Source organism: Pseudomonas sp. ERMR1:02 (assembly GCF_002277815.1).
GTDB lineage: Bacteria > Pseudomonadota > Gammaproteobacteria > Pseudomonadales > Pseudomonadaceae > Aquipseudomonas.
In genome coordinates this window covers 1-21,115 of the sequence record NZ_NKJI01000031.1, presented here as the reverse complement: position 1 = coordinate 21,115, position 21,115 = coordinate 1, and the positions used below count along the sequence as shown (strand labels likewise).

Annotated in this window: 16 protein-coding genes and 4 pseudogenes; 9 read left to right on the top strand and 11 right to left on the bottom strand. The window is 58.8% G+C overall.

Annotation, left to right across the window (positions count from 1 at the left end; genetic code table 11):
* Positions 1-124: 124 nt before the first annotated feature.
* Entirely contained in the window at positions 125-496 is a 372-nt protein-coding gene (locus CES87_RS30405) for a fe2+ zn2+ uptake regulation protein (protein WP_128609040.1), read from the bottom strand.
* A 248-nt stretch (positions 497-744) separates the two neighbouring features.
* On the opposite strand from CES87_RS30405, the gene CES87_RS30400 reads away from it, so the two are divergent.
* On the top strand, positions 745-3,090 hold the full coding sequence (locus tag CES87_RS30400; RefSeq protein WP_128609038.1) for an acylase: 2,346 nt from the start codon (positions 745-747) through the stop codon (positions 3,088-3,090).
* 55 nt (positions 3,091-3,145) lie between these two features.
* Here CES87_RS30400 and CES87_RS30395 read toward each other — a convergent pair.
* From CES87_RS30395 to CES87_RS34680, 5 genes and pseudogenes are all read right to left on the bottom strand, one after another.
* Positions 3,146-4,149, bottom strand: a pseudogene (locus CES87_RS30395) (FecR domain-containing protein).
* 276 nt (positions 4,150-4,425) lie between these two features.
* Entirely contained in the window at positions 4,426-4,899 is a 474-nt protein-coding gene (locus tag CES87_RS34695; RefSeq protein ID WP_322784209.1) for a hypothetical protein, read from the bottom strand.
* 142 nt (positions 4,900-5,041) lie between these two features.
* Positions 5,042-5,440: a hypothetical protein gene (locus CES87_RS34690; protein ID WP_322784208.1), complete on the bottom strand. Its 399-nt coding sequence runs from the start codon at positions 5,438-5,440 to the stop codon at positions 5,042-5,044.
* Positions 5,373-7,619, bottom strand: coding sequence for a dermonecrotic toxin domain-containing protein (locus CES87_RS34685; RefSeq protein ID WP_322784207.1), 2,247 nt, complete (start codon positions 7,617-7,619; stop codon positions 5,373-5,375). Before CES87_RS34685 ends, CES87_RS34690 begins: the two co-directional genes overlap by 68 nt.
* On the bottom strand, positions 7,616-9,187 hold the full coding sequence (locus tag CES87_RS34680) for a hypothetical protein (protein ID WP_322784206.1): 1,572 nt from the start codon (positions 9,185-9,187) through the stop codon (positions 7,616-7,618). The genes CES87_RS34685 and CES87_RS34680 overlap by 4 nt, the downstream gene beginning before the upstream one ends.
* A 220-nt stretch (positions 9,188-9,407) precedes the next feature.
* Between CES87_RS34680 and CES87_RS30385 the strand changes: the two are divergent.
* Positions 9,408-10,447 (top strand): annotated as a pseudogene (locus tag CES87_RS30385) (Ldh family oxidoreductase).
* 130 nt (positions 10,448-10,577) lie between these two features.
* Here CES87_RS30385 and CES87_RS30380 read toward each other — a convergent pair.
* Positions 10,578-10,894, bottom strand: a pseudogene (locus CES87_RS30380) (YqjD family protein).
* Between the two features lie 163 nt (positions 10,895-11,057).
* Between CES87_RS30380 and CES87_RS30375 the strand changes: the two are divergent.
* Entirely contained in the window at positions 11,058-11,309 is a 252-nt protein-coding gene (locus CES87_RS30375) for a hypothetical protein (RefSeq protein WP_128609036.1), read from the top strand.
* Between the two features lie 3 nt (positions 11,310-11,312).
* On the opposite strand, the gene CES87_RS30370 is transcribed toward CES87_RS30375, so the two are convergent.
* A complete protein-coding gene (locus tag CES87_RS30370; RefSeq protein WP_128609034.1) occupies positions 11,313-12,221 on the bottom strand; it encodes a LysR family transcriptional regulator in 909 nt (302 codons plus the stop codon).
* Positions 12,222-12,305: 84 nt separating this feature from the next.
* Here CES87_RS30370 and CES87_RS30365 point away from each other — a divergent pair, with 84 nt between their 5' ends.
* Positions 12,306-13,229: a carbon-nitrogen hydrolase family protein gene (locus tag CES87_RS30365; protein WP_128609032.1), complete on the top strand. Its 924-nt coding sequence runs from the start codon at positions 12,306-12,308 to the stop codon at positions 13,227-13,229.
* Between the two features lie 96 nt (positions 13,230-13,325).
* Here CES87_RS30365 and CES87_RS30360 read toward each other — a convergent pair whose 3' ends face one another.
* Together CES87_RS30360 and CES87_RS30355 are read right to left on the bottom strand one after the other, a co-directional pair.
* On the bottom strand, positions 13,326-13,799 hold the full coding sequence (locus CES87_RS30360; RefSeq protein WP_128609030.1) for an LEA type 2 family protein: 474 nt from the start codon (positions 13,797-13,799) through the stop codon (positions 13,326-13,328).
* Between the two features lie 177 nt (positions 13,800-13,976).
* The gene (locus CES87_RS30355) at positions 13,977-14,870 is read right to left on the bottom strand and encodes a LysR family transcriptional regulator (RefSeq protein ID WP_128609029.1); all 894 of its coding nucleotides are present in this window, start codon (positions 14,868-14,870) and stop codon (positions 13,977-13,979) included.
* Between the two features lie 101 nt (positions 14,871-14,971).
* On the opposite strand from CES87_RS30355, the gene CES87_RS30350 reads away from it, so the two are divergent.
* Positions 14,972-16,063 (top strand): polyamine ABC transporter substrate-binding protein, encoded by a 1,092-nt coding sequence (locus tag CES87_RS30350; RefSeq protein ID WP_128609027.1) that lies wholly within the window; start codon positions 14,972-14,974, stop codon positions 16,061-16,063.
* A 30-nt stretch (positions 16,064-16,093) separates the two neighbouring features.
* On the top strand, positions 16,094-17,053 hold the full coding sequence (gene speB, locus CES87_RS30345) for an agmatinase (protein WP_128609025.1): 960 nt from the start codon (positions 16,094-16,096) through the stop codon (positions 17,051-17,053).
* A 100-nt stretch (positions 17,054-17,153) separates the two neighbouring features.
* Here the strand turns inward: speB and CES87_RS30340 are convergent, their stop codons facing one another.
* The gene (locus CES87_RS30340) at positions 17,154-18,206 is read right to left on the bottom strand and encodes an aldo/keto reductase (protein WP_128609023.1); all 1,053 of its coding nucleotides are present in this window, start codon (positions 18,204-18,206) and stop codon (positions 17,154-17,156) included.
* A gap of 143 nt (positions 18,207-18,349) precedes the next feature.
* Here CES87_RS30340 and zapE point away from each other — a divergent pair, with 143 nt between their 5' ends.
* The 3 genes and pseudogenes from zapE to CES87_RS30325 all read left to right on the top strand — a co-directional run.
* The gene (gene zapE / locus CES87_RS30335) at positions 18,350-19,468 is read left to right on the top strand and encodes a cell division protein ZapE (RefSeq protein WP_128609021.1); all 1,119 of its coding nucleotides are present in this window, start codon (positions 18,350-18,352) and stop codon (positions 19,466-19,468) included.
* 50 nt (positions 19,469-19,518) lie between these two features.
* Positions 19,519-20,100, top strand: coding sequence for a DinB family protein (locus tag CES87_RS30330; protein WP_128609019.1), 582 nt, complete (start codon positions 19,519-19,521; stop codon positions 20,098-20,100).
* Between the two features lie 191 nt (positions 20,101-20,291).
* Positions 20,292-21,115 (top strand): annotated as a pseudogene (locus tag CES87_RS30325) (type VI secretion system Vgr family protein); the annotation flags it as partial.

Below are 21,115 nucleotides of genomic sequence, written 5' to 3'. Positions count from 1 at the left end.
TGGCGAAGACGTCAGTTCAGTCACCTTGTCTGTGCCTGACACACCGCGTTCGCCAGCAAGCCGGCTCCTACACAGGTGTGCTTCCGGATGTTTTTCGCGAGCAGTCGACCGGCTGCTCCTACAATCAGTGGTGGCGCAGAACGGCGATGGCCCGTGGGTCCAGGCTGTAGCTTTTGTCGGCGTTCAGAACGATCACGCCTTCGCTGCACAGGCGTTTCAGCACTTCGCGCACGCTTAGGAAGGACAGGGGAATATCCAGCTCCAGCAAATGAGTATGCACACCCCGCACGCCCAGGCTGCGGTCACTTTCAGCGGCTGTCAGCAAGGCGTCGATGACTTTGAGACGAATCAGACTGGTTCGCAGGCCAAAGCTCTTGAGCAACAGACGAATTCGCTCGTTGCCGCGGCGATCGGTACGCTGGTCGAAAACTTCAACCCCAATGGAAGTACCCTTTGGCGCGTTGCTACCGTCCGTTGGTAGTTGCGAGTTGTACATTGCAAAAACTCCTTTTCAGAGCCTGATCAGGAAAATGGGCGCTCTTGCATAACAAGACGTATCAGTGACACAAATCATGAAGACTTAAATGTAGAAATTTCGTTGTCATGGCGTCACAAGTCCGTTAGACGCCGCTGGATAGCGTTCCAATCGCCTAAATTTTTGTCGTTTGTTTCGTCCCTGAAAGGATGCGCAGTGCGTGCCGGTACGCAGAACTGTGACCATCGTTTTTTCGATCAGGAGCGAGTGTGATTATTTCCAGTCAGTTAAGCAGGTTGAGCCTGGCGGGTGTGTTGCTGGGGCTGAGTCTTGCGGCGAATGCGCGTAACCCGCCTGAGCAGGCAAGTGCCGAAATCCGCCGGACCAGTTTCGGTGTGCCGCATATTCGTGCCGAGAACGAACGGGGGCTCGGTTATGGAATCGGCTATGCCTACGCTCAGGATAATCTGTGTTTGTTGGCCAATGAGATCGCCACGGTGAACGGTCAACGTTCACGTTTTTTCGGTCCGGATCAATTCACGATTGAAGAGCGCGAGAACCTGGTCAGCGACCTGTTTTTCAACTGGTTGAACACGCAGCAGGCAGTTGCCGGGTTCTGGCAGGCGCAAACCCCTGAAGTGCGAGAGCTGATCGAAGGCTATGTAGCCGGCTACAACCGCTCCCTTTCAGAGCGTCGGGCCCAGGGGCTACCGCAGCAGTGCCAGGGCGAATGGGTGCGGGAAATCACCGCCGAGGATCTGCTCAAGTTGACCCGCCGCCTTCTGGTAGAAGGTGGCGTCGGGCAGTTTGCCGAAGCTCTGGCGGGTGCCACGCCGCCGGCTGCGGTCGCCGGGCATGCAGGTAAACAGACAGCGTTCCAGGTGGCCGAAGTGCGCATGCAGCGGTTTGCCCTGGACCGTGGCAGCAATGCCGTCGCGGTGGGCAGCGATCGCTCCTTTAATGATCGCGGCATGTTGCTGGCCAATCCGCATTTCCCCTGGGTTGGCGGGATGCGCTTCTATCAGATGCATCTGACCATTCCCGGCAAGCTGGACGTGATGGGCGCGGCATTGCCCGGCCTGCCGATGATCAACATCGGTTTCAACCAGCACCTGGCCTGGACCCACACCGTGGATTCGTCCAGGCATTTCACCCTGTACCGCCTGCGATTGGACCCCAGGGATTCGACCCGTTACCTGCTCGACGGCAAATCCCTGCCCATGCAGAAACAGACGCTGACGGTTGACGTGAAGCAGCCGGACGGTTCGGTCAAAGCGGTTTCCCATGTGGTCTACAGCTCGCGGTTCGGCCCGATCGTGCAGTGGCCAGGAAGGCTGGATTGGGACAACCAGTTTGCCTACAGCTTGCGCGATGCCAACCTGGAAAACGACCGTGTGCTGCAGCAGTGGTACGCCATGAATCGTGCCGGCAGCCTCAAGGAATTTCAGGACTCGGTCCACAAGATCCAGGGCATCCCGTGGGTCAACACCCTGGCCGCGGACGATCAGGGACAAACGCTATACATGAACCTGTCGGTTGTGCCGAACGTCAGTGCCGAGAAGTTGGCGCAGTGCAGCGATCCGCGTATCGGGTTGCAGATGATTGTCCTCGACGGATCCAACAGCGCTTGCGCCTGGGACATCGATCCGCAGGCCGCGCAAAAGGGCATTTTTGCGGCGGATAAATTGCCGCAACTATTGCGCAAGGACTTCGTGCAGCACTCCAACGATTCCGCGTGGATGGTCAACCCGGCGCAACCGCTGAGCGGTTTTTCGCCATTGATCAGCCAGGATAGCCAGCCATTGGGCTTGCGCTCGCGGTTTGCCCTGGATCGCCTGAGCACGCTAGCCAAGGCCGGCCCGATTGGGGCAGCGGATCTGCAACAGATGGTGATGGACGATCAGGTTTATCAGGCGGCGCAAGTGATGCCGGACCTGCTGCAATTTTGCGCGGCGGATCTGGGCGCCGATGCGAAAATCCTGGCGCCGCTGTGTGCCAGCCTCAAGGCGTGGGATCGCAAGGCGAATCTCGACAGCGGCCTGGGCTTCGTGCATTTCCAGAATGTCATGGCGCCTCTGGAACAGGCCGCGGATATCTGGCGTGTGGCGTTTGATCCGAAGGACCCGCAACATACTCCGCGTGGCCTGGCTGTCGACCGGCCTGCAGTGGCGCAGGTATTGCGTCAGGCGATGCTGGCGTCGGTGGAGCAGGTCAATGCGGCAGGGCTGAAGCAGGATAGCCGTTGGGGCGATATTCAGGTGGTCAGCAGTGGCGGCCAGCAAACGCCGATCCACGGCGGGCCGGGTATGCTGGGCGTGTACAACGCCATTCAGAGCGTGCCCCGGACCGACGGCAAGCGCGAAGTGGTCAGCGGCACCAGCTACCTGCAAGTCGTGACCTTCGATGAAAAGGGCCCGCAGGCCAAGGGGCTGCTGGCGTTCTCGCTCTCCAGTGATCCGGCCTCGAAATACTCCCGGGACCAGACCTTGGCGTTTTCGAAGAAGCAGTTGAGTGTGTTGCCGTTCACCGAACAGCAGATCACGTCCGATCCGCAATACCAGGCACAGTCGATCCGCGAACAGGATGAGAAGGCCGGGAAGGTGGCTACACAATAGAGTAATGGGTAGTTGAACGATGGACGAAGGCCGCACCCCGCAAGGGTTGCGGCCTTCAGCTTTTCGGAGTGCGTTGCGGAATGGAATTGAGGACCGGGTTGCCGTCCTTGTTGCGGGTCAGGTAAACCGGTAGCACCTTGGGCAGAGTCGCCACCAGGGTGTTGAGTTCCTTGATGTTGTAGATGCCGCCGATACGGATCGCGCCGGTGCTGTTGTCGGCCACCATCAGCGGGATTTCCAGGTAACGATTGATCAGGGGCAGCGCATCATTGAGCGCCAGATCATCGAGTACCAGTTTGCCGCTGCGCCAGGCCAGCGAATTGTCGCCGTCGTAGGTCTGGCTGATCCGCGGAATAAAATCGCCCTGGCGATAACTCGCCTGCATCGATGGGTCCAGCCTTAATCCGTCCCCGGCAGGTCATCATTACTGCTGACCAGCACCGAGCCTTCGATCAGGTTCACTTTCACCTGGTCTTCATACATCCAGACGTTGAACCTGGTCCCGGTGACCCGGATCTTGCCTTCGGCCGCCTTGACGAGGAAAGGGTGGCTGGTGTCGTGGGTGACGCTGAAGAAGGCTTCGCCTTTTTTCAGGGTGACCTGACGATGATCCTTGTAGTTGCTGTAGGTCAGTTCACTGCCCAGGTTCAGTTCGACCTGACTGCCATCCTTCAAGGTGACCTGACGCACATTGTCGGTCGCTTCGAAGTGTTGGTACGAATTGGGCAGCCAGCCCAGATTCCAGCCGCTGTAAGCCGCCAAAGGCAACGCCAGTGCACACACGGCGGCGGCCATGCCAAAGGTGCGCCAGGGTGTCTGGGGTTTCACCGCAACCATTGGCACGACGACAGGTTCAGGACGCGGCAAATCACCGGCGACATCCCAGATTTCCAGCATGGCCTCGTACTCGAACGCGTGCAGCGGATGAGCATCCAGCCACTGCTCGAACGCCAGGCGCTCCTGCGGGGTGCAGTCATCGGCATGCATGCGCATGCACCAGTGCGCCGCGGCATCGGTGATGTCGTCGAATTCGGCTGGGGAGAGAGAGTGGTCGGTCATTGACTCATCCTGATTTGCGCCATTCTAACCTTGAGGGCAGCTGCGAGAACATCGCTCATGGCAATTAAACATCAAGGTGTATTTATTTTCCGCTTGTGTAGCGCAAATGCTGTTCAGCGGGCAGCAGTATCCATAGGTGAGGTGAAAAATGATCAAAACGATTTCTATTAGCTCAATAGTGACGCTGCGCTGCGCAGAACACGTGTCCTGCGCCTATAAATGGCGATCAGGAAGCAGGCGGTAGAGCCGGATCGAGCTGTCGACCCATCTGGCAGATCAAATGCGCGATCGAGTCGGCGTGTGCAAAATGGTGGCGATGCGCGCGTCTGAATTGGCCCGGCTCCTGAAAGCGGTTCGTGCTTCATCCATGTTCTGGCATCCGGTTACTTTCAGGATTGCCTTGCCCACATGTTTGACACCTGGAATCGAATCCAGGCTGACCCACTCTTGCAATTCTCTGTTCCATCGGGAGAACAGTTCTTCGCGCGGAGTATCCAGGGACAATGCTTCTCGTTGGAACTCTTCCTGTTCGCGTTTAATGTTTGCGGCCACGCTGGTTATAGGCGAGATAAGATCGCTGAAGGGTCTTCTCGCTTCAAGATAGGTCATATCGACCGCTTCCGAAAAAAGGTGAGCGAACTCGTGTAGGAGCGTGGCGGCCTGAGCGTGGCCGTCGACATCGAAATTTTCCGTCAGGAAGGGCGTGTAAAAAGTGAGTTGTGGATCGAAGAAATGCTCGGTGAAATGCACATGCCGGCGCTCATCGTCATCGATTACAAAAGCACTCGTGTTATCTGTGGGGTGCGAAGCGAGCCAACGATAAAGCGCTCGGAGTTCAACAACTCATCGTTCTCGTTCACCAGTGCCTGGCAGATAGGAACGATGACTTTTCCTATCTTATCAAGCAGGTCGGTATCGACCTCGGCGACATCAAAGAAGACTTCAAGAAACCCTCCAGCCGTGTGCCTTTTTCAAGGCGTCGGGCTTGCACCAGATTGTGCAAGCTATTGAATACGTAGTAGCGCGCCATATCGATGGCCTGCACGATCATGCGGGCCTTATACGGGAATTTGGCGCGGATGTTTGTCATACCTCGGGCTTCGATATTGATAATCTGGCGAACTCCACTGTCTGCCACGTACTCGTTGTACATCTTCGACATGCCCTTGCCGTAGTGCACCGTATGGAGGTCCGGGTCGAGCACCATTTGCTGGCCTGGTGTTTCATAAGCGAGGGCCCGCGGACGTAGGCTTTTTGATTTGCCAGACATCGCCGGGTTTTTCAACGGCATAGACTTTCCCGGCGACGGGGGCATAACGCAGCTTGCTGACGGGATCATCGTAAGTGCCGTCGGCCGTGTTTTTGGTCAAGTCCTTCAGGGCTACGGTTGACCCCTCGAAAGGCTGCAACAGGGTGCGTGTCGACGCTGTCGGTTTGATCCGCGACCACTGTGGTTCGGCGACCGGTGTCTTGACGGGTGTGATATGGGTCGACACGGGTTCGATGCCGTCCAGATCCTCCAGCGACAGTTCTCCCAGCGTCACCATCTGCGCGGCACCGTCAATGAAACTCTTCAAGGCACGTGTCCAATGGTGATCCTGCAATGCCTCGGCAGAATCCAGGAAGTCTTCGAACGCTTGCCACAAAAAACGGACGTAGGCGAGTTTACCGGGCAAGTGACTGGCGATCAGTTTGATGCCGGCGCTGAACAACTGTTTGGCTTGCTCCCAGTCAGACTGGCCAGTGGCTTGCGACTGACTACCGAGCAACTGCGTCAGCACACTGGTGTTGTCATCGAATAACTGCGTCAGCAGGTTGCCGCCTATGGGCGTAGACCCGAGGGTGATTTCGCTTAACTCACCGATGCTGGACTTGAGTAGGCTTTGGTACGACGCCTGCTCGTTTACAGGCAGGCGACGAACGATCAGGTCCTGCAATGCGCCAGGCGTGTTAATTGCTGCGACTACGCAAGTCTCGTCCGCGAATTCAGTAAACAACGAACCTGGGGAGTAGGGCGCATACAGGATGTGCGACCCCTTTTTTCCAGCGCCAGGGCTGATCAGGTACAGGCCCTTGGCCTGGACGGCGGTGGAGCCGGTGGTCGTGATCAGCTCCAGCGGCCGGACGATGGCGTGAGCGCCTGCCACCGCTGACCGGGCAACGGCGTCCGGCATGTCCAGAACCTGGGAAATCAAATCGAAAGCGCTGGAGGACAGATGTCGCTGCAATTTCAGGGCGTGGGCGTGTTGCAGCAATTGCCACGGGACTTGTTTAACGAATCGCAAATGTCGGGGGGCGGCAGCGGCGCCCGACAAGGCTTCTGTGACTTGTTTTGCATAATCTCGCTGAATGTTCAGTGACAGTAAAAGCTGAGTGATGGCGGCTTGATTGAGGTCTTCAGGCAGTTTTTGAGGGGCGCTGGAGCTGACCCGGAATCCCGTGCCATGGGCGATATTGACGTGGTTCAAGGCGAATTGGGTGAGGGTCTGCGCAGGTCCTGCCAACGCCAGATTGGGCGTGATCTCGATCAAGTCGGGATCAATGGATTTTTTCGGGAATCGGGCCGTCAGCAACGTTTTCAGTGTTTGACGAACGTACTCCTCAAGCGTCTGCAGCCCGTGCAGGTAGTCTTTGTCGTCGGTGACATTGTTGCGATATTGCTCCAGCAATTCGATGTGCAGTTTCTGCTCTTCGACGGGCGCCAGGCCGAGCCAGGCTGGCAGAGATTGCTGGTGGCTGATGGCCTGGGCAATCTGGGTGGCTCTGTGCAAGTTGGTCTCGATGCCTGTTTGCCGCATCAACGTTTCAAGTGCCTTGGTTTGTTTGGTGGCGGTCAACTCCAAGGACCGCATGTGCTCGCATCGCGCCAGAAAGAGCTCAGTGCCCGATTGCACGATGTGCTGCAAGACATCGCCCTCGATCAGACGTAACGAGTTAAGCGAGTAGCGCCGGTGGTACTTGCGCTGGACAGGGGAAAGGTTCTCCAACAGTACCAGGCGTTCGTCAGGGTCGAGCAGGCGCAGGTTCAGCTGTTGGCGGGCGCTGGCGACTGTCTTGAAGACTTCCAGCCCTGCCGCCGGTGTCCACAGGATCGCGCGCCCGGAATGCTGGACATCGAGCCCGCCACGCTCGGTCAACAAGACGCAGTTAGCCAAGCGCACAACGTCCTTTTCGCCAGCGCAGTCAAGGACCAGCGAGAAAGCATCCGGGTGGAAACCCCGGACGGCGGGTCGACGTGCACGGTCCGGACGTTCCGGGTTGAAGACCGTATCGACGATGACCCAATCGGCGTTTCGCAGTGTGCCACCCAACTCCCGAAGGGTGGCCTCGCCACGCACGCCTACGGAAAGGGCGTGGGACAGTCGCGGTTTCATGGCTGCCAGGTGGTATTGCTGTATCGCCAGAGTGCGCAGCGGTTGGGCCTCGAACTCTTCGCGGATCGGCCCTTCGACAGAGCGAAAAGTCTTCACGAAACCCGCCGCCGTGTCCCCAGAACCATGGAAGGTTGTTCGCCCGATAATACGGGGCGGGTGCTCCAGCGACCCTGGGTTTCCAGCGTCAGCAGTTGTTCGCCGATCATGGAGCGTATGTCCAGAGCCTTGTCGAAGTAGGCCTGGATATTTACCGCGCCGTCACTGTGGCGCAAGACCTGAAAGGCGTATTCCATGTTTTGCAATTGTTTGGTAATGACCGTTTCAAAGAGTGTCGTGAATACCGAGCCGCTAACCACGGCGCCAGACACTTGCGGCTGATCGAAACCGATGAAGCGCTGCCGTTCTTCCAGACTCAGGAGCTCATAGAGCTCATCGTCGTGCCCGGCCACCATGGATTTTTTCTGCAGGGTAGCTTTCAGGTCCTGATAGTCCTTCAGAACCTGTAGCCCATGGGCGGGGGTATACAGAAAGGCATTGGAACTGTCCTGACTGATCATCAGCGAGCCGGCGAGTTCTACATAGTTGGCCTGGTACTCCCACAGCCGCACGGTTTCGACGGTCAGTGTGGTGCTTGTTCCCGTCGTTGGATTGATCAGCGGGTCAAGGGCACGGCTTTGTTCCGGGGTGATCACCTGGTCTTCGCGCTTGAGTAGCAGTTCTGCTCGCGCCTTTTCACCGATGGCCCGCGAAACGAACGCCCGGCGCGTGGCTCCGTCGGCGCTCGCTTGGTTCCAGTAACGTTGCAGTTGGCTGGACAGTCGACTGATCAGGTCATTGGCAGCGCGCTTGATCGCCGTTTCCCAGCGTTGTTGGTCAGCGGCCAGCGCCTTCCTTTGTGGATGAGAGTATTCAGCACGCTGCCCGATCGGCCAGCGCTGATGGCGGTAATACGACAGTGCCGCTTCACTCAGGGACATGGAGTGGGTCAATTGTCGTGACTTTGAGCTTTGCGCATCGGCGAGGTTGTTCGCTGTTTCGGCATAAAAACTGACTTGGGTCCGGCGCTGATCCAGCCCTGGAAAATCCGCTTTCAGCAATTCATCGAGCACAGTATCTAGCAGTGCGTTGAGTGTTGGCAGCTTCTGCAGTTCGTCGATCATGGCCTGATTGTTACTACGTTGGCTGTTTTCGATATCTGCGCGCTGATCTTCGAAAACGTCCCCGGCAATGGTCTTGAAAGTCACTTTGATGTCGGTGGCCGCCGCCAGGGTTTTGCGCGCGGATAATGACATGAACGCCAGCAAGTCATGGTCTTCGCCTGCGCTGTCCAACTTGCTTTTGATTTGCCTGGACAAGGCCGTGCGGCTGTCGAATTTCTTTATGCCTGCGTATGGGGTGTAGAGAATTTCCCCCTTGTCATCGGGCGTGGAGCTCAACACAAAGCAGCCAGCCAGGGGGAGGGACAACGTCCCCGTGCTGACCAGGACTTTCTCGGCGAGCATCGGCGGGGTTTGTTGATTGCGACTTTCATGGGTACTTAACTGAAGGTGGCTGAACCATTCGAAGTCCTTTCGCGTCAGTCCGTGGGTTTTGCCAAGTGCCGTCCAAAGGCCGGGGGACTGGAGGGCTTCGGGGAAAAACAGTGGAGCAGTGGATGTAGACATCGTCGAGTCTCGTGCAAGGCGCGGCGCAGCGCGCCAGTGGATGGAGCGTCGAGACTAGAAGTGCGTGCCGGGGCACAGGTGGTAGATAGTTAACGCACGGGCGGGCGGTGTTCGTGCAAACAGGCGCAATCGAAGGGGTTGACAGGTCCCTCGCCGCGCGTTGTTAATCGGCGGTCTACATACGCTGTTGCCCCCTCCAATAATTAGTCTGGAGCTTCAGATGTCTGCGCCACACGATCAAGTGTCTACTGATGTCTCGCAAAACCTGTCCTTCGCTGAACTGACGGCATTGCTTGAGAAGATATTCCTGCGCCATGGAACCTCGGCTGACGTCGCCAGGGTGTTGGCTGAAAACTGCGCTGGCGCCGAACGTGACGGTGCCCACAGTCACGGGGTGTTTCGCATTCCCGGTTATGTTTCGACGTTGAAAAGCGGCTGGGTAAACGGCAAGGCCGTTGCGCTGGTCGAGGACGTGGCATCGGGTTTTGTCCGGGTCGATGCCGGCAACGGTTTTGCGCAACCGGCTCTCGCGGCGGCACGAGCCTTGCTGGTGGAGAAGGCCCGCAGCGCCGGCATCGCGGTACTTGCCATCCGCAATTCCCACCATTTCGCCGCGTTGTGGCCGGATGTCGAGCCGTTCGCTTATGAAGGACTGGTGGCGCTCAGTGTGGTCAACAGCATGACCTGTGTGGTGCCTCACGGTGCCGATCGCCCGTTGTTCGGTACCAACCCCATTGCTTTTGCCGCGCCCCGTGCCAATGGCGAACCGATTGTTTTCGATTTGGCTACCAGTGCTATTGCCCATGGTGATGTGCAGATTGCCGCGCGCAAAGGCGAGCGTTTACCGCCGGGCATGGGCGTGGACGGCCTCGGTCAGCCGACCCAGGACCCGAAAGCGATTCTGGAAGGCGGTGCTTTGTTGCCTTTCGGCGGGCACAAGGGCTCGGCGCTGTCGATGATGGTGGAGTTGTTGGCCGCGGCGTTGACCGGGGGCAATTTTTCATTCGAGTTTGACTGGAAGAATCACCCCGGTGCCAAGACGCCGTGGACCGGCCAATTGCTGATCGTCATCGATCCAAGCAAGGCCGCCGGACAGGGCTTTGCCGAGCGCAGCCAGGAACTGGTGCGGCAGATGCATGGTGTGGGTTAAAGCGGTTACCGGGGGATCGACGTCACTATCAACGGGCCAAATCGCAAGCCAGTGGTATTGCGCTGGATGCGCGGACGCTGGCGAGTTTGCGGGAGCTGGCTGGAGATTAAGACGTAGAACCTGTAGGAGCGAGCTTGCTCGCGATCAACGTGAACGATGACGCTTGCAGGCGGAAAAAATGCGTCGCTTTCAAATTCATCGCGAGCAAGCTCGCTCCTACAGGGGCATGCATGGCTGTGTTTAACGCCGGGCCAGCAACAACCCGACCACCAGGCCAAAACCGGCCGAAACCGCCACGGTTGCCATGGATGACCGCCGATGTAGGTTTCGGTGGCTTCGACCGCGGGCAGCGTGCGGTTACGAACACTGGTTACCGAGTTCCGGGCCTGCTGGAGTTTCAGGGCGATCTGCCCGCGCAGTGTCTCCGCTTCCTCTCCCACCAGTGAAGCGCTGCTTTTGAGCAGTTTTTCCGACTCTTCTATCAAAGACTGAAGTTCGCTGAAGGCTTGATCCTTGATTTGGTCTTCGGCGGCTTGCATGGCGGTTTTGCGGGCCATTGAAGTACTCCTTGCAGTTAAGTGAACAGTGAACAATGGAGTGCGCGGCGACTGAAAAAGTTGCAGTGATTTTGCGCGCTAGCGCCATCCCGGTGAAAATCCCGAGCAGGACGATTCGTCCTACAGTGTAAGATGTCGGCTATTTACGCAGCAGGAAATTCCCATGAGCTTCAATCTGGCCGACAAATCCCTTGCCGAGCGCGCGGCGCTTGAAGATGAAAAATCCCGTCTGTTCGAGCTCTGGCAAAACAACCTGGGCAAAGCCAAAGGCGAAGCCGCCCGGTTGTTCGGTGAGCGTGCCAAACGCAAAGGCAAATGGGCCGAGTGGGTCCGCGCCGAGCTGGACGGCATGTCGCCACCGGAGTTCTCAAACATGGTGCGCAGTGAAGTCAATCGCTTGATGGCCGCCAAGTAACGGCTACGCAAAGCTCGCGACAATCGCTTCGCGCACTTTCAACACCACCGGATCGAGCTGGACGCTGGTGCGCCAACCCAGCTCGATCGGGTAGCGCGGCAACGCCAGAGGGCAGGGCAGCAGCGCCAGACCGCTGATTGCCGCGATGCTGCGGGCTGCATGGGCCGGAATGGTCGCCACCGCCCGGCTGCCCTTGAGCAGGTATGGCAATGCCGCAAAATGAGTGGTCGAGGCACAAACCCTTCGACTCAAACCCAACGCCGCCAGTCCCTCGTCGGTGATGCCGATAAAGCCTCCCGAAGACACCAGGATATGTTCGCGGGCGACAAACTCTTCAAGGCCAATGCTTTGCTGGTTCGCTTCCAGGCTGAGCGGGTCTACCAGGCACTCATAATTACCTTCCCCCAACACCTGACGACTGAGCATGCGTTCGGCAAACCCGCCGGCCGTAATTGCCAGGTCGATGCTGCGCTCCATCAAAGCCTGGGCGACGATCTGGCTGTGGGTCTGGCGAAAGATCAGGCGCAGCTTCGGGGCGCTGCGGGCGACTTCTTCAATCAGTCGCCGGCCGTAGGCAATCTCGAAATCATCCGACATGCCCACGGTCACGGATCGCCCGTCGTAATGGCTGGCGTCGGGGTCGACCATCGCCAGGCTCTGGCGGCATTTGTTCAGGGCGTCACTGACCACGGGTTTGAGTTGATTGGCCTTGAGCGTCGGCGCCAAGCCGCGTCCGGTGCGAACGAACAACTGATCGCCATACACCTCGCGCAACCGGCGCAACGCCGCGCTGACCGCCGACTGCGTCACGCCCAGGCGCAGTGCGGCGCGGCTGGCACTGGATTCCTCGTGCAGCGCCTCGAAGACTTTGAGCAGGTTTAGATCGATGTCGACGATATTCATCTGGTTCATATCATTTAGCAGTGAATGGGGCTTTATTCATGATCCCGTGGCGTTTGAGAATGAGCAACACCTGATGCCAACGGAGCTGACGTGATGCCTAAATCGATTGTTGCCGCGCTTCAAATAGGCGCCTTGCCCGGTGGCAAGGCACAGACCCTGGAACAGATCCTGTCCTATGAAAACGCAATCATCGAATCCCGTGCCGCATTAGTGGTAATGCCCGAAGCGCTGCTTGGCGGCTATCCGAAAGGCGAGGGTTTTGGAACGCAATTGGGCTATCGGCTGCCGGAAGGACGGGAGGCCTTTGCCCGTTATTTCGCCAATGCCATCGATGTGCCCGGCGCGGAAACCGAAGCACTGGCCGGGCTGTCGGCGCGCACTGGCGCCAATCTGGTAATCGGCGTTATCGAACGGGCGGGAAGCACGTTGTACTGCACTGCGCTGTATTTTGACCCACAGGCGGGATTGGTGGGCAAGCACCGTAAATTGATGCCAACCGGCACCGAGCGGCTAATCTGGGGCAAGGGAGATGGTTCGACCTTGCCGGTCATCGATAGCCAGGTCGGGAGGATTGGCGCGGTGGTGTGCTGGGAAAACATGATGCCGCTGTTACGCACTGCGATGTACGCCAAAGGCGTGGAGGTTTGGTGCGCGCCAACGGTCGACGAGCGGGAGATGTGGCAGGTCAGCATGCGCCATATCGCCCATGAGGGCCGCTGCTTTGTGGTCAGCGCCTGTCAGGTTCAGGACTCGCCGCAGGCGCTTGGCGTGGAGGTCGCCAACTGGCCGGCGGATCGACCATTGATTGCCGGCGGCAGTGTCATCGTAGGTCCGATGGGCGATATTCTGGCCGGGCCGATGCGTGGTCAGGCGGGTTTGCTAACGGCGCAAATCGACACCGATGATCTGATTCGCGCCCGCTATGACTTCGACGTGGTCGGGCATTACGCTCGTCCCGATGTGTTCGAGCTGAGCGTGGATGAGCGGGCCAAACCGGGCGTGAAATTCACAACATAACCCCTGTAGGAGCGAGGCTTGCTCCGGGCGGCGTTCCGACGCCGAGTGCCTTGGATTACCTCGGTGCCTTTGGGTTTTTCGCGAGCAAGCTCGCTCCTACAGGCTGCCGGTCGTAGGCCCCGGCAGGCTGAGCTTGCCACTATCGACGAAACGCATCGTGCCGAACAAGCCTGCGGCCAGTTTGCCGTGCAGAACGTAGGGCATGTTGTTCAGGGTTTGCATCTGACTCAAACCGAAAGTCTGGCGCAGCACCGAGAACGCCGACACGCTTACCGGGACCGTCAGCACGGTTTCGGAAAAACGCGCAATCGAACCCGATTGATCGCTGACGCCGGAGGCGAGCGGCTGACCATTGACCTCCAGGTCCAGCGCTACACCGTTGTAGTCGATGGTCGTATCGTTGGGGTTTTGCACGCGAATTTTCACGGCAAAGCGTACTTCCATGTCCTGGCTTTGCAATGGCTGAATGCCGACCACGTTGATGTTCAGTGGATCACGATTGGGGAACAGGGCACAGGCGCTCAGGGAGAGCAACAGAAGGGAAAGGATGACCGCGTGGACGCTGCGCATGGACGTGCTCTCATAGGTAAACAAAGGGATGGGCCGGCGCGGCTCAGCCCTTGAGCGTTGTCTGACGGTTCAACTGTGCGACACCTGGCGGCATGGCAGGTTCACCCAAGACCTGGACATTTGGATTTTCCATGACCTGCAGAATCGAGTCTATAAGAACTGGCAGACACAGGAGGTTCAGGCAAACGCCGCCAACAAGTCTTCCTCAAACGCCTTCTGTGCATCCCCCGGCACCTGCGCACGATGGCGCGCCAGGTGAAATGCCACGTCGAAACTCATGCCTTCGCGGCGTACGACCCGCAGCAGACCCTTGTCTTCCCAGCCACGGGCAAAGTGATTGGGCAGATAGCCCACGTGCTTGCCGGACAGAATGAAGGCCAGGGTGCCTTCGACCTGTTCCGATCGCGCCGAACACAGTTTTCCCTGAAAGGGCTCATCGCTGCGCAGGAAGCGGTAGGGGTGATCGACCCGATCACAAGCCTGCAACGCCTGGTCATCCGGCGCGTCATTGCTGAACAGTGGATGGCCGGCGGCGCAGTATAAATGTTGGGTTTCGGTGAACAGTTCACGGTAGTCAAAGGCGCTTTGTACCTGCGAGAAATAGCCAATGGCCAGGTCCAGCCGCTGTTGCAGCAGCAAGCGCTCCATTTCACCGGGCATGGCGCTCATCAATTCGATACGTACCGATTCGTCGCGTTCGCGAAAACGCCGGATCGCCTCGGCCACCCGTTGCAGCACCGATTGATCCAGCGCTTCGGACAAGCCCAGGCGCACTTCACCGATCAGACGCCCGGCCACGCCATTAGATTTATGGCGGAACGCTTCGATGGATTCGAATAAACCTCGGGTGGCGCTGAGCAATTGTTCGCCTTTGGGCGTGACCCTGAATCCACCCTTGCCCCGACTGCACAACCGGTAGCCAAGCCGGGTTTCCAGTTTGGCCATTTGCTGGCTGATGCTCGACTGGCTCAAGCCCAGTTCACCCTGTGCCGCGCTGAAGCCGCCGCACTCCACCACGCTGACAAAAAGACGCAACAGTTGCAGGTCCAGATCATGAAGTTGTCCGAGCATGAAACATTACTCAAGGCTAATGTCAGGTTAATAATCTTTATATTTTATCAATGTATCCGACGACGCATGCTGTATCCACTTCCTCCGGTCAGGTGTTCGTCATGGCTCCAGTGTTCAAGTTATGTGTACCCGCGCTGTTCCTCGCCATGGCCGCAGCGGCCCAGGCCGAGGACAAAGTCGTCAACCTCTACAGTTGGGCTGATTACGTCGCCCCTGAAACCTTGCAGCGCTTCGAGAAGGAAACCGGCATTCACGTGCGCTACGACACTTTCGATGCGCCGGAGGTGCTGGAAACCAAACTGCTCACCGGCGGCAGTGGCTATGACGTGGTGGTGCCGTCGTCCAGCGTTCTGGCGCGCGGCTTGGCGGCAGGGGCTTTGAAAGCCATTCCCCATGAAGGCTTGAAGGGCTACGCCAACCTTGATCCGGATCTGCTGCACAAACTCGCAGCTGTCGATCCCGGCAATCAATATGGCGTGCCCTATACCTGGGGCACCCTCGGGCTTGGAATGAATGTCGAGGCGGTGCACAAACGTTTGCCGAACGTACCGCTGAACAGCCTCGATCTGCTGTTCAAGCCGGAGTACGCCAGCAAATTGAAGGACTGCGGCATTGCGATCATTGATTCGCCACAGGAAGTGATCGGCCTGGCCTTGCACTATCTGGGCAAAGATCCGTACAGCACCGACAAGAATGATCTCGACGCGGCACAAGAACTACTGCACAAGCTGCAACCTTCGGTGCTGTACGTCGCCAGCGGCCGTCAGATCAACGATCTGGCCAACGGCAGCGTCTGTCTGGCACTGGCTTACAACGGTGATACCAGCATGGCCGCCGACCAGGCGCGCAAGGCCAACAAGCCCTACGAAATCGCCTATCGGATTCCGAAGGAAGGCACCCTTGTATGGCAGGACAACCTGGCGATCCCCAAGGACGCGCCGCACCCCGAAGCCGCGCGCCAGTTCATTGAATTCATGTTGCGTCCCGAATCCGTTGCCGCGCTGACCAACACCCTGTTCTTCGCCACCGCCAACCAGGCTGCGACGCCGCTGGTCGATGAGGCGGTGCGTACCGACCCGGACATCTACCCACCCGCTGACATACGTGACCGGTTGTACGCCGACCGCAGCATGAGCCTCAAGGACATGCGTCAGCGCACCCGACTGTGGACCGCTTTCCGTAGCCGCCAATAAACCGTAGCCGCCAATAATAAGGAACCCGAGATGGACGTCCCGATGCAAAACGATCAGGCCATGACCCGCGACAGCCTGTACGGCACTGCCGCCGAAAGTACCTACGCCGGCATCACAAGTTTCATGCGCCGTCGCTACAGCCGTGACTTGCGCGGTGTCGACGTGGCGGTCAGCGGCGTGCCGTTCGACACCGCTACCAGCAACCGTCCCGGCGCGCGCTTCGGACCGCGGGGGATTCGTGCCGCGTCTACCGGGATTGCTTGGGAGCGTCACTGGCCATGGACCTTCGACCCGTTCGATCATCTGGCGGTCGTGGACTTCGGCGATTGCGACTTCGATTACGGTTCGCCGCAGTCGACCCCGGAAAGCATCGAGGCCCACGCCGAACACATTCTCAACGCGGGCAGCGCGATGTTGACCTTCGGTGGCGATCACTTCATCACCTATCCGCTGCTCAAGGCTCACGCACGCAAGCATGGCCCGTTGTCACTGATCCACTTCGACGCCCACAGCGACACCTGGCCGGACGAAGAGGGCAAGCGTATCGACCACGGCACCATGTTTTGGCATGCCGCCAAGGAAGGCCTGGTCGATCCGTCGCGTTCGGTGCAAATCGGTTTGCGCACCACTAACGATGATCATCAGGGTTTTGAGGTACTGGATGCGCGGCAGGTGCATCGGCGCGGGGTTGATGCGATTGTCGAGGCCATTCGGGTTCGGGTCGGTGACAACCCGGTGTACCTGACTTTCGACATCGACTGCCTCGACCCGGCCTTCGCTCCGGGCACCGGAACACCAGTGTGTGGCGGCCTGAGCACGGTGCAGGCGCTGGAAATCCTCGGCGGCTTGCGCGGGATCAATCTGGTGGGCATGGATGTGGTGGAAGTGGCGCCGGCGTATGACAGTGCGGACATCACCTCATTGGCGGCGGCGACGCTGGCGATGGAGATGCTGTGCCTTTATGCGGCCAAGCATAAGGTCGATCGGTAACATAGTTTTGTAGTGCCTGTTACGGCCTCTTCGCGGGCAAGCTCGCTCCTACAGGGTGAGCGGTGCACTTGTAGGAGCGAGGCTTGCCCGCGAAGCTTTTTCAGGCCACGGGGATTTTCGGCAGGTCGAGGGTTACGCCCCCGCTAAACCGTGCAGCAGAACCGGAAATCGATTCATGGGGCACGCCTTTGGCCACGCTGCTGACGTCATCGAGGCGTGCCAACTGCTCGGCGTTCAGCTGTACGGTCAACGCCCCCAAAGTAGCGTCCAGCTGTACACGGGTCCGTGAGCCGAGAATAGGAATCAGCGTGGTGGTCGAACGTCTGGCTTGCTCACGCAGCCAGGCGATGGCCACGTGGGTCGGGCTGGCTGCCAGTTCCTCGGCAACGGCCAGCAGAGTATCGAGCAGGGCAGTTTCACGGGCGCTTTTCTCGGCGTGAACCAGCATGCCGAGTTTACTGGCGCGGTTGTCGCCCTCGGTGTTGCGGTACTTGCCAGTGAGGAAGCCACCACCCAACGGAGACCACAAGGTCGCGGCCAGGCCAAGCGCTTCGGCCATCGGCAATTGCTCGCGCTCCGCAGTGCGTTCGGCCAGGCTGTACTCGACCTGAATCCCGGCAATCGGCGCAAAACCGCGCATCTCGGCCAGCAGATCGGCCCGGGCGATACGCCACGCCGGGAAATTCGACAGACCCGCGTAATGGATCTTGCCGGCCCGTACCAAGTCGTCGAAACCACGCAGAATTTCTTCCATCGGTGTCACGCCATCGCTCATGTGGGCCCAGAACAGGTCGAGGTGGTCAGTTTTCAGCCGTTTCAAACTCTCTTCCACGGCGCGAACCATGTTCTTGCGGTTGTTGCCGGTGTGGGAAATGCCGGCTGCCGGTGTAGTCCCCAAGGTGTATTTGCTGGCGATGACCAGGTGATCCCGTTCCGCGGCGATGAACTCGCTGAGCATGGTTTCCGATTGGCCGCCCTGATAGCCGTTGGCGGTGTCGATGAAGTTGCCGCCAGCCTCCAGGTAGCCATCAAAAATGGCCTTGGCTTCGTCACGTTCGGCGCCGTGGCCCCAACCGGTGCCAAAGTTGCCGGCGCCCAGTGCCAGTTCGGAAACCCGCAGGCCGGTCTTGCGGCCGAAAACTTTGTAATGCATGGGGATGACTCCTGAAGTAACGATCGAGAATTTAATAGATGTTGCACGGCATTTATTAAATATGATGTTAATCATATATGTCGTCAAGGCTCTTATTTGGAAATCGGCCGACCGGCGACTGCTACAGGACTATACTGCCGCGCATGAATGTCGACTCTCCCCTCAGCGCCTGGCAACACGCGATCGAACAAAAGGGTTTCGTCCAGGACGAAGCCCAGGAACATGCCGTCTGGGCCTTGCAAAAGTGCCATGAAGCGCTGCATGAGGGGCGCGTGCCGATTACTGGCGTGTACCTATGGGGCCCGGTCGGGCGCGGGAAGACCTGGTTGATGGACCAGTTTTACCAACATCTGCGGGTTCCTGCCCGGCGTCAACACTTTCACCACTTCATGGGCTGGGTGCATCAGCGCTCGTTTCAGCTCACCGGCACCGCCGACCCGCTGAAGGCCCTGGCCCGCGAACTGAGCGAAGAGGTGCGGGTGCTGTGCTTCGACGAATTGTTCGTCAATGACATCGGTGACGCGATCATTCTGGGGCGGTTATTCCAAGTGATGTTCGAACAAGGCGTGGTGGTGGTCTGCACCTCCAATCTGCCCCCGGACCAGCTGTACGCCGATGGCTTCAACCGCGACCGCTTTCTGCCCGCCATCGTCGCGATCAAACAGCACATGCAGGTGATAGCGGTGAACGGCGGCGAAGATCACCGTCTGCATCCGGGGCAGGGTTTGCAGCGTTACTGGGTGGCCGTGCCGGGACAATCCAGCGCACTGGATGATGTGTTCAAGGTGCTGACCATTGGCCAACCGGTGTCCAGCGAACCGGTCAAGGTCGGTTACCGTTCGCTGGATGTGGTGCAGGCGAGCAAAACCGTGCTCTGGTGTCGTTACGCCGATCTCTGTGAGCAGCCGTTTGCCGCGATGGATTTCATGGTCCTGTGCGACACCTTCAGCGCTATCCTGTTGAGTGATGTCCCCAACCTGAGCGCGCAAAAACGTGCAGGGCGCATTGCCCGGGGCACTGAAGACGGCGCCGTGCGAGTGGAGGCAGGGGATCGCCAATTGCCGCAGCTGTCGGTGCATGACGACGGTGTGCGGCGTTTCATCGCCCTGGTGGACGAATGCTACGACCGCAAGGTACCGCTATACCTCGAAGCGCAGGTGCCGATGGATTCGCTCTACACCGAGGGCTACCTGGAATTCCCGTTCCGACGCACCCTGAGTCGCTTGCAGGAGATGCAGCTGCAACGTTTCGCGCAAGTTTGAGAATCAGGAGCCTTGAGATTCAGCAGGCTTTAGTTTCAGGAGGCATGAGCATGAATCAACCTCTTTCACACCATTTGTTGACCATGGCTTATCAGAACGCCTGGGCCAATCACCGACTGGCCAAAGCCTGGTGTCAGTTGAGTGCGGATGATCTGGCAGCCCCTCGCGTCAGCTTCTTTCCCAGCCTACGCACGACCCTCAACCACATCCTGACGTGCGACTGGTTTTACGTGGATGCCCTAGAGCGTGAGTTGCGCGGCGATGATCCGCATCCCGATTGCTACGTATTTTTCACGGACGACGAACCGTTCACCGATGCCCTGGACCTCAAGCGCGAGCAGGCCCAGGTCGACCGACGCCTGATCGCCTACTGCGAACAAATGCGCGATGCCGACCTGGGAAAAGTGGTGACCATCGCCCGGGACACGCCGCAACATGAAAGCCGCCTGCGCATGCTGTCGCACTTGTTCGAGCACCAGATTCATCACCGTGGTCAGGTCCATGCAATGCTCAGCGATACATCGGTGAAACCGCCGCAACTGGACGAGTTTTTCTGTATTGGTGAGTCGCACTTGCGGGCCGAGGATTTTGCCGAGTTGGGGTGGACCGAAGCGCTGATCTGGGGGCATTAAGATCAAAAGATCGTTGCGTTCGGACGATCTTTTAATCCTGCTTTGATAACACCGTAAAAATTCTTACAGACCCTACACACCACCAATCCCGACGCCTCCTACGCACTTTCACGAAACATCCTCTTTCAACTCGGCTCAGCTTCTTGAAAGCTGACAGCGCTTGAACGAGGGTGGAAATGACACCTCCTCGAATGTCCCAAGGAGGTCCAGACGTGAACACCCAAGTACCCGTTTTCTTCGACCACAGCCGCCACAACTCCAGGTCGAGGATCTAGACGCCCACCTCGACGTCCTCGCCTTCGACGGCACGGAACACCTGAGCCAACCCTACGTCTACCACATCGAATTCACCAGCACCGACCAGGACCTGGCCGCCGAACAACTGCTCGGCAAGCCAGCCACATTCAGCCTGCACGCCGTGCCGTCGAACCTGCCGGTGTTCTCTTGGGCCCCGACGCCCGAGGTCAAACCGCTGCGCACCCTGCATGGCGTGATCACCGGTTTGCAACGACTCTCCGGCTCCCGCGACGAAGCCCGCTACAAAGTCACCCTGCAACCGCGACTGGCCCTGCTCGACCGTGGCCGGCAATACCGCATTTACCAGCACCAATCGGTGCCGGCGATCGTCGAGCAGGTCCTGCGCCGCCGCCACGGTTTCGAGTATCAGGACTTCGTCTTCAATCTGAATCGCCAATACCCCGGCGCGAACAGGTGATGCAGTACGGCGAAAGCGACCTGGCCTTCATCAGCCGCCTGCTGGCCGAAGTCGGCATCTGGTATCGCTTCACCAACCACGAACGCCTGCCGATCGACGTCGTGCATTTCTGTGACGGCCAGCGCGGCTACCAGTTCGACGTCGAACTGCCGTTGTGCCCACCGGCCGGCCTGGGCAGCGGCGAAGATGGCGTGTGGGCCTTGCAAACCCGCCATCAGGTGGTGGAAAAACATGTCAACGTCCGCGCCTACCACCACCGTGACGCCGAAGCCTACCTCGACGCCGACGTCGACCAGACCG

What these genes read in the sequence shown, in the direction of transcription:
- CES87_RS30405 (WP_128609040.1), bottom strand. Translation starts at nt 496, where the DNA reads ATGTACAACTCGCAACTACCAACGGACGGTAGCAACGCGCCAAAGGGT.
- CES87_RS34690 (WP_322784208.1), bottom strand. Translation starts at nt 5,440, where the DNA reads ATGCCGTTGAAAAACCCGGCGATGTCTGGCAAATCAAAAAGCCTACGT.
- CES87_RS34680 (WP_322784206.1), bottom strand. Translation starts at nt 9,187, where the DNA reads ATGTCTACATCCACTGCTCCACTGTTTTTCCCCGAAGCCCTCCAGTCC.
- CES87_RS30375 (WP_128609036.1), top strand. Translation starts at nt 11,058, where the DNA reads ATGAGCTTCAATCTGGCCGACAAATCCCTTGCCGAGCGCGCGGCGCTT.
- CES87_RS30370 (WP_128609034.1), bottom strand. Translation starts at nt 12,221, where the DNA reads ATGAACCAGATGAATATCGTCGACATCGATCTAAACCTGCTCAAAGTC.
- CES87_RS30365 (WP_128609032.1), top strand. Translation starts at nt 12,306, where the DNA reads ATGCCTAAATCGATTGTTGCCGCGCTTCAAATAGGCGCCTTGCCCGGT.
- CES87_RS30360 (WP_128609030.1), bottom strand. Translation starts at nt 13,799, where the DNA reads ATGCGCAGCGTCCACGCGGTCATCCTTTCCCTTCTGTTGCTCTCCCTG.
- CES87_RS30355 (WP_128609029.1), bottom strand. Translation starts at nt 14,870, where the DNA reads ATGCTCGGACAACTTCATGATCTGGACCTGCAACTGTTGCGTCTTTTT.
- CES87_RS30350 (WP_128609027.1), top strand. Translation starts at nt 14,972, where the DNA reads ATGGCTCCAGTGTTCAAGTTATGTGTACCCGCGCTGTTCCTCGCCATG.
- speB (WP_128609025.1), top strand. Translation starts at nt 16,094, where the DNA reads ATGGACGTCCCGATGCAAAACGATCAGGCCATGACCCGCGACAGCCTG.
- CES87_RS30340 (WP_128609023.1), bottom strand. Translation starts at nt 18,206, where the DNA reads ATGCATTACAAAGTTTTCGGCCGCAAGACCGGCCTGCGGGTTTCCGAA.
- zapE (WP_128609021.1), top strand. Translation starts at nt 18,350, where the DNA reads ATGAATGTCGACTCTCCCCTCAGCGCCTGGCAACACGCGATCGAACAA.
- CES87_RS30330 (WP_128609019.1), top strand. Translation starts at nt 19,519, where the DNA reads ATGAATCAACCTCTTTCACACCATTTGTTGACCATGGCTTATCAGAAC.